We start from the raw sequence: 12403 nt of genomic DNA on the forward strand, positions 1-12403 counted from the left end.
GACTGACTCCGGAGGAGGCGCCGTGTTCCAGGTACGCATCCACGGCCGCGGCGGCCAGGGCGCCGTCACGGCCGCGGAGTTGTTGTCGGTGGCGGCGTTCCTGGAGGGCCGCCACGCGCAGGCGTTCCCCAGCTTCGGCTCGGAGCGCACGGGCGCGCCGGTGATGGCGTTCTGCCGCATCGACGACGTGCCCGTCCGGGTGCGCGAACCGGTGACCCGGCCGGACGCCCTGGTGATCCAGGACGCCACACTGCTGCACCAGGTGAACGTCTTCGACGGGCTGCGGCCGGACGGAGCCGTGCTGATCAACTCGCCCGGCCGCGTGGAGGAGCTGGGGCTCGCCGACCTCGCCGCCACCGTGCCGCACGCCGTCGCGCTGACCGTGCCGGCCACCGCGCTCGCGCTGCGGCACTTCGGGCGTCCGGTGCCGAACGCCGTGCTGCTGGGCGGTCTGGCCGCGCTCACCGGGTGCGTGCGGATCGACTCGCTGACCGCGGCGATCCAGGAGCGCTTCGCCGGAGAGCTGGGCGCGGCCAACGCCGCGGCGGCCCGGGAGGCGTTCGACCATGTCCGCGCCGAGCGTGAGGAGTTCGTCCGTGCTCAAGCAGACTGAGGGCTCGCGCGCGGTGGCGGAGACCGTGGCGTACTGCCGTCCCGAGGTGATCGCCGCCTATCCCATCTCGCCGCAGACCCACATCGTGGAGGAACTCAGCCGTCTGGTGAAGTCCGGTGCGCTGAAGCCGTGCGAGTACGTCAACGTCGAGTCGGAGTTCGCCGCGATGTCCATGTGCATCGGGGCGTCCGCGGCCGGCGCCCGCGCCTACACGGCCACCGCAAGCCAGGGCCTGCTGTACATGGTGGAGGCCCTCTACAACGCCTCCGGTCTTGGCCTGCCGATCGTGATGACGGTGGCGAACCGGGCCATCGGGGCGCCCATCAACATCTGGAACGACCACAGCGACTCCATGTCGCAGCGCGACTCCGGCTGGATCCAGCTGTACGCCCGCGACAACCAGGAGGCCGCCGACCTGCACCCGCAGGCCTTCCGGCTGGCCGAGGAGCTGTCGCTGCCGGTGATGGTGTGCATGGACGGCTTCGTCCTCACCCACGCCTGGGAGCGGATCGAGGTGCCGGAGCAGGCACAGGTCGACGCGTTCCTGCCGCCGTACGAGCCGCGCCAGGTGCTCGACCCGGACGACCCGGTGTCGATCGGGGCGATGGTGGGGCCGGAGGCCTTCACGGAGGTGCGCTATCTGGCGCACGCCAAGCAGATGCGGGCGCTGGAGGCGATCCCGCGGGTCGCCGAGGAGTTCCGCGCGGTGTTCGGCCGTTCCTCCGGCGGGCTGGTGCACCCCTACGCCTGCGAGGACGCCGAGACGATCGTGGTGGTCCTCGGCTCCACGTTCGGCACCGTGTGCGACGTCGTCGACGAGATGCGCGAGCGCGGGGCGCGGATCGGCGCGCTGGCGATCACCTCGTTCCGGCCGTTCCCGCTGGAGGCGGTGCGGACCGTGCTCGGCCGGGCGCGCCAGGTGGTCGTGCTGGAGCGGGCGCTGGCCGTCGGGGTCGGCGGCATCGTGTCGGCGAACGTGCGGACCGCGCTGTCCGGGATCCACCTCGACGGTCACACCGTGATCGCCGGGCTCGGCGGGCGCGCGATCACCAAGGAGTCCCTGCACCGGCTGTTCGACGACGCGCTCGCCGGGCGGCTGGAGCAGCTGACCTTCCTCGACCTGAACACCGAACTGGTGGAGCGGGAGCTCGCCCGGATGGCGAGGACCAGACGGTCGGGTCCGTCGGCGGAGAACATCCTGCGCGATGTGGGGAGCAACCGATGAGTGCCGCGCCACAGGTCAAGTTCTACCAGGTGGGCAGCTTCGCCGCCGGAAACCGGCTGCTGGGCCCGGAGGCGCAGTCCGACCAGGCCGACCCGGGCCGCTCCAACGCGCTCACCTGCGGCCACCGCGCCTGTCAGGGCTGCGGCGAGGCGCTGGGCGCCCGCTACGTGCTGGACGCGGCCCAGCGGGCGGCCGGCGGCAAGGTGATCGCCGTCAACGCGACCGGCTGCCTGGAGGTGTTCTCCACGCCGTACCCGGAGACGTCCTGGCAACTGCCCTGGCTGCACTCGCTGTTCGGCAACGCGCCCGCCGTCGCCGCGGGCGTGGCCGCCGCGCTGCGCGCCAAGGGCCGCACCGACGTCCGGGTGGTCGGGCAGGGCGGCGACGGCGGCACGGTCGACATCGGCCTCGGCTGCCTGTCCGGCATGTTCGAACGGGGCGACGACGTGCTGTACGTGTGCTACGACAACGAGGCGTACATGAACACCGGCGTGCAGCGCTCCGGGGCCACTCCCCCGGCCGCGCGCACGGCCACCACCCAGACGGTGGGCGAGGATCCCGGCGCCCCGTTCGGGCAGGGCAAGAACCTGCCGCTGATCGCGATGGCGCACGAGATCCCCTACGTCGCCACGGCCACCGTCGCCGGCCTGCGCGACCTGGAGGCCAAGGTGCACCGGGCGATGGGGATGCGCGGCGCCCGCTACCTGCACGTGCTGGTGCCCTGCCCGCTGGGCTGGGGCACGCCGTCCCACGACACCGTCCGCGTCGCCCGGCTCGCCGAGCGGACCGGGCTGTTCCCGGTGTTCGAGGCGGAGTACGGCGTGGTCACCGACGTCACCCCGATCCGGCGCCGCCTGCCGGTCGAGGAGTACCTGCGCCCGCAGAAGCGGTACGCGCACCTCTTCGAGCCGGAGCCGCGCACGGACGTCATCGCCCGGCTGCAGCGGGCCGCGGACCGCAACATCGCCCGCTTCGGGCTGCTGGCCGAGGAGGAGGTGCCGTCGTGAAGGAGAAGCCGTTCGCGATCACGCTGGACGTGGGCTCCAGCCTGGCCAACCGCACCGGCGCCTGGCGCACCGAACGTCCGGAGTACGTCGACCGGATGCCGCCGTGCAACCAGGCGTGCCCGGCCGGGGAGAACATCCAGCGGTGGCTGTACCACGCGGAGAGCGGCGACTACGAGTCCGCGTGGCGGCAGCTGATGCGGGACGATCCGCTGCCCGCCGTGATGGGCCGGGTGTGCTACCACCCGTGCGAGACCGCCTGCAACCGGGTGCGGGTCGACGACGCGGTCGGCATCAACTCGGTGGAGCGGTTCCTGGGCGACGAGGCGATCCGGCGCGGCTGGACCGTCACCGCGCCCGCCGCGTCCTCCGGCAAGCGCGTCCTGGTCGTCGGCTCCGGGCCGGCCGGGCTGTCCGCCGCGTACCACCTGCGCCTGCTCGGTCACGAGGTGACGATCCGGGAGGCGCAGCCGCGGCCCGGCGGCATGATGCGCTACGGCATTCCGCGCTACCGGCTGCCGCGTGAGGTGCTGGACGCGGAGACCGGCCGGATCCTCGCGCTGGGCGTCACGCTGGAGCTCGGCACGCGCGTGGACGACGTGGAGGCCGCACGGCGCGACGGCGGCTTCGACGCGGTGTTCCTGGCGGTCGGCGCGGGCATCGGCAAGCGGGCCTACATCCCGGCCGGGGACAGCGCCCGCATCCTCGACGCGGTGTCGCTGCTGGGCAGCATGGAGGGCGAGGGCCCGCCGCTGCTGGGCCGCCGGGTCGCCGTCTACGGCGGCGGCAACACGGCCATGGACGCGGCCCGCACCGCACGCCGGCTGGGCGCGACGGACGCCGTGGTGGTCTACCGGCGCACCCGGGACCGGATGCCCGCGCACGACGTGGAGGTCGAGGAGGCGCTGGAGGAGGGTGTGCGGATGAAGTGGCTGTCCACCATCGAGCACGCCGACGGCGGCCGCCTCACCATCGAGCGGATGAAGCTCGACGAGACCGGATTCCCGCAGCCCACGGGCGAGTTCGAGGAGCTGGAGGCGGACAGCGTGGTGCTGGCGCTGGGCCAGGAATCGGACCTGTCCCTGCTGGAGGCGGTGCCCGGACTGACCGTGGAGCACGGCATGGTGCGGGTGGCCGAGGGACTGATGACGGGGCATCGGGGCATCTTCGCCGGCGGTGACATGGTGCCCGCCGAGCGGACGGTCACGGTCGCCGTGGGGCACGGGAAGAAGGCGGCGCGGCACATCGACGCGTACCTGCGCGGCGTGGAGTACGAGCCGGGCGGCAAGCATCCCCCTGCGTCCTTCGACCGGCTCAACACCTGGTACTACTCCGACGCGCCCGCCTCGGTCCGGCCGCGGCTCGAACTGGCCCGCCGCGTCTCGACGTTCGACGAGGTCGTGCAGGGGCTCGACGAGTCCACCGCGCTGTTCGAGGCCCGGCGCTGCATGTCCTGCGGCAACTGCTTCGAGTGCGACAACTGCTACGGGGTCTGCCCCGACAACGCGATCACCAAGCTGGGCCCCGGCCAGGGGTTCGTGATCGACCTCGACTACTGCAAGGGGTGCGGGCTGTGCGTGGCCGAATGCCCGTGCGGCGCGATCGAGATGGTTCCCGAGGAGGATTCCGGCACATGACCCACAGCACCCTCACGGTGCCCGGACTGCTCCCGCGCATCCCGCTGTTCGCGGGACTGACGCGGGAGCAGCTCACTGTCATCGCGGCGGGCTCGCACGTCCGCGCGGTGGACCGGGGCACGATCCTGTTCCACCAGGGCGACCCGGTGCGCGGCTTCTTCTTCGTCGTGCGCGGCCAGGTGCAGCTGACGGTGTCCGCGGCCGACGGCGCGGAGAAGGTGCTGGAGATCGTCCCGGCCGGGGAGAGCTTCGGCGAGGCGGTGGTCTTCGACGGGATCACCTACCCGGTCACCGCCACCGCCCTGGTCGACACGGAACTGCTGTCGGTGTCCAGCCGGGCGGTGCTGGACCTGCTGGACCGCGACCCGTCCTTCGCCCGCCGCATGCTGGCCAACATGGCGGTCCGGCTGCGGCGCCTGGTGCGCGACGTGGAGTCGTACTCGCTGCGCACCAGCGAGCAGCGGGTGATCGGATTCCTGCTGCACGAGGCGCGCGGCGAGGACGGCGGTCAGGAGGTCGTGCTGCCCGCGGCCAAACAGACCGTGGCGTCCCGGCTCAACCTCACCCCCGAGACGCTCTCACGCACCCTGCGGGGGCTGACCGGGGACGGGCTGATCAGCGTCCGGGGCCGGTGCGTCACGCTGCACGACGTGCCCCGGCTGGCGGCCCGGCTCGAGTGGCGGTGATCCCCGTCACGGCGCCGGCTTGACCTGGATCAAGGAACCGTCCGCCCCCCGCGCCTAACGTCACTGATCGTAACGAGCGACATCTCCCGAGGAGTACACGCATGTTCTGTTACCAGTGCGAGCAGACCGACCGCACGGGCGAGGTACCCGGCTGTGCGGGCCCGCTGGGCAACTGCGGCAAGGACGAGGCCACTTCCGACGTACAGGACCTGCTGATCCACTCGGTGAAGGGCATCGCCCAGTACGCGAGCCGGGCCCGCGCGCTGGGCGCCGCGGACGACGAGGCGGCGGGCTTCATCCTGTACGCCATGTTCACCACCCTCACCAACGTGAACTTCAACCCGACCCGCTTCGTCGCCCTGCTGCAGGAGGCGGCGGCCGTACGGGACCGGGTGCGCGGCCGGTACGAGGCGGCGGCGCGGGAGCACGGTCTGGAGCCCGAGCGGCTCGACGGCCCGGCGCGGTGGCAGCCCGCCGCGGACCTGGCGGGGCTGCTGGAGCAGGCGCCCGGCTTCCGCGTGGACGCCGGCCTGGACGTGGTCGGCCCGGACGTCGTCGGGCTGCGCTCGCTGCACCTGTACGCCCTCAAGGGCATCTGCGCCTACGCCCACCACGCGCACGTCCTGGGCAAGCACAGCGCGCAGGTGTTCGCCGGGGTGGAGGACGGGCTGGCGTACCTGGCGGGCGAGCCGGAGGACGCCGACGAGCTGCTGGAGCGGGCGGTCGGCCTGGGGCACCTCAACCTGGCGGTGATGGAGCTGCTGGACGCCGCCAACACCGGCACGTTCGGCGCCCAGCAGCCGACCGCGGTGCGCACCACGCCCGTGGCGGGCAAGGCGATCCTGGTCAGCGGCCACGACCTGCGCGACCTGGCGGCGCTGCTGGAGCAGACCGAGGGCACCGGCATCAACGTCTACACGCACGGCGAGATGCTGCCGGCGCACGCCTACCCGCTGCTGAAGCGCTACCCGCACCTGGTGGGCAACTACGGCGGCGCGTGGCAGGACCAGCAGCGCGAGTTCGCGAAGTTCCCCGGCCCGATCCTGATGACGTCGAACTGCATCATCGAGCCCTACCCCGCCTACCGCCGGCGCATCTTCACCACCGGCCCGGTCGGCTGGCCGGGCGTCCGCCACCTCGGCGTCGGCGACTTCTCCGCCGTCGTCCAGGCCGCGAAGGCGATGCCGGGCTTCAAGGAGGACGGCGAGGAGCGGTTCATCACGGTCGGGTTCGGGCGGGACGCGCTGCTGTCCGTCGCGGACGACGTGGTCGGCGCGGTGAAGAAGGGCGCCATCCGGCACTTCTTCCTGGTCGGCGGCTGCGACGGCCCGACGGTCGGCCGCGACTACTACCGCGACATCGCGCTCGGCGCGCCCGACGACGCGGTCGTGCTCACCCTCGGCTGCGCCAAGTACCGTTTCAACCGGCACGACTTCGGCGCCATCGACGGCATCCCGCGGCTGCTGGACCTCGGGCAGTGCAACGACGCCCACTCCGCCGTCCGGATCGCCGACGCGCTCGCCGACGCCTTCGACTGCGGCCTGAACGACCTGCCGCTCACGCTCGCCCTGTCCTGGACGGAGCAGAAGGCGGTGGCGGTGCTGCTGAGCCTGCTCGCGCTGGGCCTGCGCGGCATCCACCTCGGCCCGTCGCTGCCGGGCTTCCTGACGCCCACCCTGGTGGGCGCGATGGTGGACCGGTTCGGGCTGCGCATCATCGGCGACCCGCAGGCGGACATCGAGGCGGCGCTGCAGAGGGCCGGGGCATGACGGCGTCGTCCACGGCCGCGGTCACCCTCACCACCGCCGACGGCGAGCGGCTGGAGTTCGGCTGCGCCGACGGGCAGAGCGTCCTGGAGGCCGCGGCGGAGTGGGGTGCCGCCCTGCCCGCCGCGTGCCGCCAGGGCACCTGCGGCTCCTGCCGGGCGGACGTCACCGGCGGCGCCTACGACCTCGGCGCCTGCGCCGCCGACGCGCTGCCCGACGCCGATCGGGACGCCGGGGGCGTGCTGCTGTGCCGCACCTACCCGCGCGGCGCGTTCAGCGCGGCGCTGCCGTACGACAACTCCCGCATCCTGTACGGCGGGATACCGGAGCGCGAGGGCACGGTCACCGCGCTGGAGACGGTGGCGCGGGACACCGTACGGCTGGAGCTGATGCTGGCGGAGGACGCGGAGCAGGGCGCCGGATTCCAGTTCGACGCCGGGCAGTTCGTCGAGGTGCAGGTGCCCGGCCGGGAGGAGCGGCGGGCCTACTCGCTGGCCAACACCGGCAACTGGGACGGCCGGGTGGAGCTGTTCGTGCGGCTGCGGCCGGGCGGGCTGTTCTCCGGGTACCTGCGCGAGCGGGCCCTGGTGGGCGACCGGCTGACCGTGCACGGGCCGCAGGGCGCCTTCGGGCTGCGCGAGACGGGGCTCAGGCCGCGCTGGTTCGTGGCCGGCGGCACGGGACTCGCTCCGCTGCTGTCGATGGCCCGGCAGATGGCGGAATGGCAGGAGCCGCAGCCGGTGCGGTTCTTCTTCGGCGTGAACGAGGACGCGGACGTCTTCGCGGAGGACCTGCTGAAGGAGGTGGCGGCGGAGTCGGCGTCGTTCGACCACGAGATCTGCGTGTGGCGGCCGGGACCGGCCTGGCAGGGCGCGGTCGGCACACCCGCGGAACGGGTCGCCGAGGCGCTGGGGGCGGCGGACGAGGCGCCGGACGTGTACGTGTGCGGGCCGCCGCCGCTGGTGGAGAGCGTGGCGGCCGCGGCGCTCGCCGGGGGCGTCGCACCGGAGCGGGTCTTCCGGGAACGCTTCCTGCCGACCTGAGCCGGGAACGCTCCCGGCCCACCCGACCGGCGCCGCACGGCGCCGGTCAGGTGACGAACTCGCCGACGGCCGCCTTCAGTTCGGCCAGTCCCTGCTTGGCGTCGGTGAAGAACATGCCGGTCTTGGGTTCGGTGTACAGCTCGTTGTCGACACCGGCGTAGCCGTGGCCCATGGAGCGCTTGATGACGACGACGCTCCTGGCCTTGTCGACGTCGAGGATCGGCATGCCGGAGATCGCGTTGCCGGGGCGGCGGGCGATCGGGTTGGTGACGTCGTTGGCGCCGACCACGAGGGCGACGTCGGCCTGCGGGAAGTCGGGGTTGACCTCGTCCATGTCCTTGAGCTGGGTGTAGGGCACGTCTGCCTCCGCCAGCAGCACGTTCATGTGCCCGGGCATGCGGCCGGCGACCGGGTGGACGGCGTAGCTGACGTCGACGCCGTGGTCGGTGAGCAGCTTGGCGAGGTCGCCGAGCTCGTGCTGCGCCTGGGCCGCGGCGAGGCCGTAGCCGGGGACGAGGACGACCTTGCGCGCGTACGCCAGCTGGATCGCCACGTCGTCCGCGGAGACCGACCGCACCTGGGCCGCGGCTCCCCCGGCCGCGGCCGGGCCACCGTCGCCGGTGCCGAAGCCGCCGACGACGATGCCCGCGACCGACCGGTTCATGGCGTCGGCCATCAGCTTGGTGAGGATCCCGCCCGAGGAGCTGACCAGCATGCCCGCGATGATCAGCGCGGTCTCGTCGAGCACGAAGCCGGCCATCGCGACCGCGAAACCGGTGCAGGCGTTCAGCAGGGCGATGACGACCGGCATGTCGGCGCCGCCGATGGGCAGCACCATCGTCACGCCGAACAGCAGCGCGACGGCGACGAGCCCGAACAGGGCGGCACGGGAGTCCGGCGCGAGCACCAGCAGGACGGTGCCGGCCACGAAGGAAACCGGCAGCGCCACGTCGAGCAGCCGCACCCCGGGGAAGACCACCGGCGCGCCGGGGACGATGCCCTGCAGCTTGCCGGCCGCGACGAGCGAGCCGGAGAAGGTGACCGCGCCGATGACGATGTCCAGCGCGGCCGGCAGGGAGACCCGCGCGCCGAGCGCGGCCGGATCGCCGGTCTGCAGCAGGTCGGCGACCGCGATCAGCGCCGCCGCCCCGCCGCCGACGGCGTTGAAGAGGCTGACCAGCTGCGGCATGGCGGTCATCCTGACCTCGCGGGCGGCGTACAGGCCGAGCGCGGCGCCGACCAGGCCGCCGCAGGCCAGCACCAGCCAGCCGGTGAGGGTGATGGTGCCCTGGTGGGCGACCAGCCACACGGTGGCGGCGATGGCGACGGCCATCCCGCCGGCGGAGACCGTGTTGCCGCGGCGGGCGGTGCGCGGGTGGTTCATCAGGTGCAGGCCGAGCACGAAGCAGGCGGCCGCGGCGAGGAAGACGTAGTGGACGGCGTCGGAGACGGTGCCCATGGCGGTCACTCCCGCGCCTTCTCGCTCTTCGGCCCGCTCTTCGCGGCGCTCTTCGGGTCGGTGTGGTCCCCGGCGCTCGGCCTGGCCTTGAACATCTCCAGCATCCGGTCGGTGACCGCGTATCCGCCGACGACGTTCATCGCGCCGAACACCATCGCCACGAAGGCGAGCGCGTAGCCGGGCCAGGAGTGCGAGCCGGCGGCGATCAGCATGGCGCCGATGACGACGATGCCGTGCACGGCGTTCGAGCCGGACATCAGGGGGGTGTGCAGGGTCGCCGGGACCTTGCTGATCACCTCGACGCCGACCAGGACGCTCAGCACGAAGACGGTGATCGCGGTGAGGAGATCGAGGTTGTTCATGCGGGGGCTCCTCCCGTCAGCGCGGCCGTGATCTCGTCGGCCGGGTCGAGGACCAGTTCTCCGTCGCGCACGAGGTGGCGCAGCAGCGCGACGAGGTTGCGGGCGTAGGCCGTGGACGCAGCGGTCGCCATCGCGGACGGCAGGTGTCCGGCGCCGATGACGGTGACGCCGTTGTCGAGGACGGTCGTCCGGTCGGGTTCGGACGCCTCGACGTTGCCGCCGAATTCGCTCGCCGCGAGGTCCACGACCACGGAACCGGACTTCATGGCCCGCACCGCGGTGGCCGTGACCAGCAGCGGCGGCTTGCGGCCCGGCACCTGGGCGGTGGTGATCACGATGTCCGAGCGGGCGATGTGCGCGTCCAGCGCCGCGCGCTGGGCCCGCTGCTCGGACTCCGTCAACTCGCGTGCGTAGCCGCCCTGCCCGCCGCCTTGCCCGGTGCCCTGCGCGCCCTGTTCCCGCGTCGGCAGGGCGGCGACGTCCAGGAACCGGGCGCCCAGCGACTGGACCTCCTCCCGCGACTCGGGGCGGACGTCGTGGGCGGTGACAACGGCTCCGAGGCGGCGGGCGGTGGCGATGGCCTGCAGTCCGGCCACTCCGGCGCCGAGGACGAGGACCTGGGCCGGGCGCATGGTGCCCGCCGCGGTGGTCAGCATCGGGAAGAACCGGTCGTAGGTGTCGGCGGCGAGCACGGCCGCCTTGTAGCCGGCGATGTTCGCCTGGGAGGTCAGCGCGTCCATGGACTGGGCGCGGCTGAGGGTGCGCGGCAGCAGGTCGAGGCTCACCGTGCGTACCCCGCGCTCGGCCAGCGCCGAGACCAGGGCGGGCCGGCGCAGCGGTTCCAGCAGGCCGATCAGGACCTGCCCGGCGCGCAGCGACGCGGCGGCACCGGCGTCCGGCGGGCCCACGCACAGCACGGCGTCCGCCCTGGCGTACAGCTCGCGCGACGGCACGACGGCCGCGCCGGCCCCGGCGTAGTCGGCGTCGGCGAACCAGGCGCCGGCCCCGGCTCCGGTCTCGACCAGGACGTCGATCCCGTCCCGGCGCAGCAGGGTGACCGCCTCGGGGACGAGGGCGACACGGCGCTCGCCGGGCGCCCGCCCCCGTACGGCGCCGACGGTGACGGTTCCCATGATCTGCTGCCTCCGCTCGTGGCCCGGTGTGCCGTTGGCCGGGGCCGGGTCAGAACTCGAACACCAGCCGTGCCTCGGCCCGGCCCGCGAGCACCTCCTCGAAGGAGTCGTTGACCTCCTCCAGCCGCCGCGGCTCGGCGACGACCCGGGTGCGTCCGGCGGCGTGCAGGGCGAACACCTCGGCCAGGTCCTGGCGGGTGCCCACGACGGAGCCGATGACGGAGATGCCGCCGAGGACGGTGTCGAAGACGGGCACGCTGATCGCCGCGTCGCCGGCCGGCAGCGCGACCATGACCAGCCGTCCGCCCCGGTTGAGGGACCGGTAGGCCTGCTCGTACGCCGTGGGCGAGGCGGCCAGCACGACGGCCACGTCCGCGCCGCCGGCCCGCTCGATCTCCTCGACCGGGTCGTGGGTGCGGGCGTTGACGATCTCGTCGGCGCCCAGCCGGTGGGCCAGGCCCAGCTTGTCGGGTTCGATGTCGACGGCGGTGACGAAGCCGCCGACCAGCCGCGCGTACTGCACCGCCAGGTGGCCGAGGCCGCCGACGCCGAAGACCGCCACGCGCTCGGCCGGGGTCACCCCGGCGACCTTGATCGCCTTGTACGTGGTCACCCCCGCGCAGGCCAGCGGGGCCGCGTCGAACGACGACACGCCGTCGGGGACCGGCACGACGCCCCCGGCGTCGGCGACGACGTACTCGGCGAAGCAACCGTCCACGGAATAACCGGAGTTGACCTGCCGCTCGCACAGGGTCTGGCGGCCGGAGACGCAGTAGCGGCAGGTGCCGCAGGAGGAACCGAGCCACGGGACGGCGACCCGTCTGCCGACGAGGTCGGCGCTGACGCCCGCGCCGACGGCCGTGACCGGGCCGACGCCCTCGTGGCCGGGGACGAACGGCGGGCGGGGCTTGACCGGCCAGTCGCCGCGGGCGGCGTGGATGTCGGTGTGGCAGAGTCCGGAGGCCTCCGTCTTCACCAGCAGCCGGCCGGGACCGGGCTCGGGGACCGGCAGGTCGCGGATCTCCAGGGGCTTGCCGAAGTCGGTGACGACCGCTGCCTTCATGGTCTGCTCCTCAACTGGTCCGCATGCGGGGGCGCTCGGAACCGGGCCGGGAAGTGCGGCGGGTTCCCGGCCGCGAGGCGGTGAACGGCCGGTACGCCGGGCGCGCCGTCGCGTGCGTCCCGGTGACGTGCCGAGCGTCCACGGCAGCTCCCGCGTGCCTTCCCCACCCGGTCCGGTCCACCAGCCTCACGCGCGCGGCGGGCGGGCAGCAGAGGCCGAAGGACCCCGCTCACGGGGCCGCTCGGACCCCGCGCGGGGCGCGCACACCCGCCGGGCGCCCCTGGGGAGCGCCAGGGGCGGGGACGCCGAGGGCAGCGGGCGGGACCGTCGTCGGGACGGCGCCCCGGCCGGCCGCCCCCTGCCTGGGCAGCGTCCACCGGCCGCCCGCGGGAGGGACGGCACACGCAGAGCG

Annotated in this window: 11 protein-coding genes; 7 read left to right on the top strand and 4 right to left on the bottom strand. The window is 73.6% G+C overall.

Translation table 11 applies throughout. The annotated features are described in order from the left end of the window. The first annotated feature begins 22 nt into the window (after positions 1–22). The 7 genes from VKA29_RS22640 (at position 23) to VKA29_RS22670 (ending at position 7974) form a co-directional block, all read left to right on the top strand. Positions 23–613, top strand: a complete 591-nt coding sequence (locus tag VKA29_RS22640; protein ID WP_324787770.1) for a 2-oxoacid:acceptor oxidoreductase family protein — start codon at positions 23–25, stop codon at positions 611–613. Continuing rightward, entirely contained in the window at positions 597–1838 is a 1242-nt protein-coding gene (porA, locus tag VKA29_RS22645) for a pyruvate ferredoxin oxidoreductase (RefSeq protein WP_324787771.1), read from the top strand. The genes VKA29_RS22640 and porA overlap by 17 nt, the downstream gene beginning before the upstream one ends. Further along, the gene (locus tag VKA29_RS22650) at positions 1835–2845 is read left to right on the top strand and encodes a thiamine pyrophosphate-dependent enzyme (RefSeq protein ID WP_324787772.1); all 1011 of its coding nucleotides are present in this window, start codon (positions 1835–1837) and stop codon (positions 2843–2845) included. Before porA ends, VKA29_RS22650 begins: the two co-directional genes overlap by 4 nt. Beyond that, positions 2842–4479: an NAD(P)-binding protein gene (locus tag VKA29_RS22655; RefSeq protein ID WP_324787773.1), complete on the top strand. Its 1638-nt coding sequence runs from the start codon at positions 2842–2844 to the stop codon at positions 4477–4479. Before VKA29_RS22650 ends, VKA29_RS22655 begins: the two co-directional genes overlap by 4 nt. Beyond that, the gene (locus VKA29_RS22660; protein WP_324787774.1) at positions 4476–5165 is read left to right on the top strand and encodes a Crp/Fnr family transcriptional regulator; all 690 of its coding nucleotides are present in this window, start codon (positions 4476–4478) and stop codon (positions 5163–5165) included. The genes VKA29_RS22655 and VKA29_RS22660 overlap by 4 nt, the downstream gene beginning before the upstream one ends. Positions 5166–5266: 101 nt before the next feature. Next, positions 5267–6934: a hydroxylamine reductase gene (gene hcp / locus VKA29_RS22665; protein ID WP_324787775.1), complete on the top strand. Its 1668-nt coding sequence runs from the start codon at positions 5267–5269 to the stop codon at positions 6932–6934. Beyond that, positions 6931–7974, top strand: a complete 1044-nt coding sequence (locus VKA29_RS22670; RefSeq protein WP_324787776.1) for a 2Fe-2S iron-sulfur cluster binding domain-containing protein — start codon at positions 6931–6933, stop codon at positions 7972–7974. Before hcp ends, VKA29_RS22670 begins: the two co-directional genes overlap by 4 nt. A gap of 46 nt (positions 7975–8020) precedes the next feature. On the opposite strand, the gene VKA29_RS22675 is transcribed toward VKA29_RS22670, so the two are convergent. Genes VKA29_RS22675 through VKA29_RS22690 form a run of 4 tightly spaced genes read right to left on the bottom strand, consistent with a single transcriptional unit; the run spans position 8021 to position 11991 of the window. Then, the gene (locus VKA29_RS22675) at positions 8021–9433 is read right to left on the bottom strand and encodes an NAD(P)(+) transhydrogenase (Re/Si-specific) subunit beta (RefSeq protein ID WP_324787777.1); all 1413 of its coding nucleotides are present in this window, start codon (positions 9431–9433) and stop codon (positions 8021–8023) included. A 5-nt stretch (positions 9434–9438) separates the two neighbouring features. Next, positions 9439–9795 carry an NAD(P) transhydrogenase subunit alpha gene (locus VKA29_RS22680; protein ID WP_324787778.1) on the bottom strand — a complete coding sequence of 119 codons (357 nt, stop codon included), beginning with the start codon at positions 9793–9795 and terminating at the stop codon, positions 9439–9441. Further along, positions 9792–10928 carry an NAD(P) transhydrogenase subunit alpha gene (locus VKA29_RS22685; RefSeq protein ID WP_324787779.1) on the bottom strand — a complete coding sequence of 379 codons (1137 nt, stop codon included), beginning with the start codon at positions 10926–10928 and terminating at the stop codon, positions 9792–9794. The genes VKA29_RS22680 and VKA29_RS22685 overlap by 4 nt, the downstream gene beginning before the upstream one ends. 49 nt (positions 10929–10977) lie before the next feature. Beyond that, positions 10978–11991: a zinc-dependent alcohol dehydrogenase gene (locus tag VKA29_RS22690; RefSeq protein ID WP_324787780.1), complete on the bottom strand. Its 1014-nt coding sequence runs from the start codon at positions 11989–11991 to the stop codon at positions 10978–10980. Positions 11992–12403: the final 412 nt, after the last annotated feature.

The organism is Streptomyces sp. H51 (assembly GCF_035656535.1).
Lineage (GTDB): Bacteria > Actinomycetota > Actinomycetes > Streptomycetales > Streptomycetaceae > Streptomyces.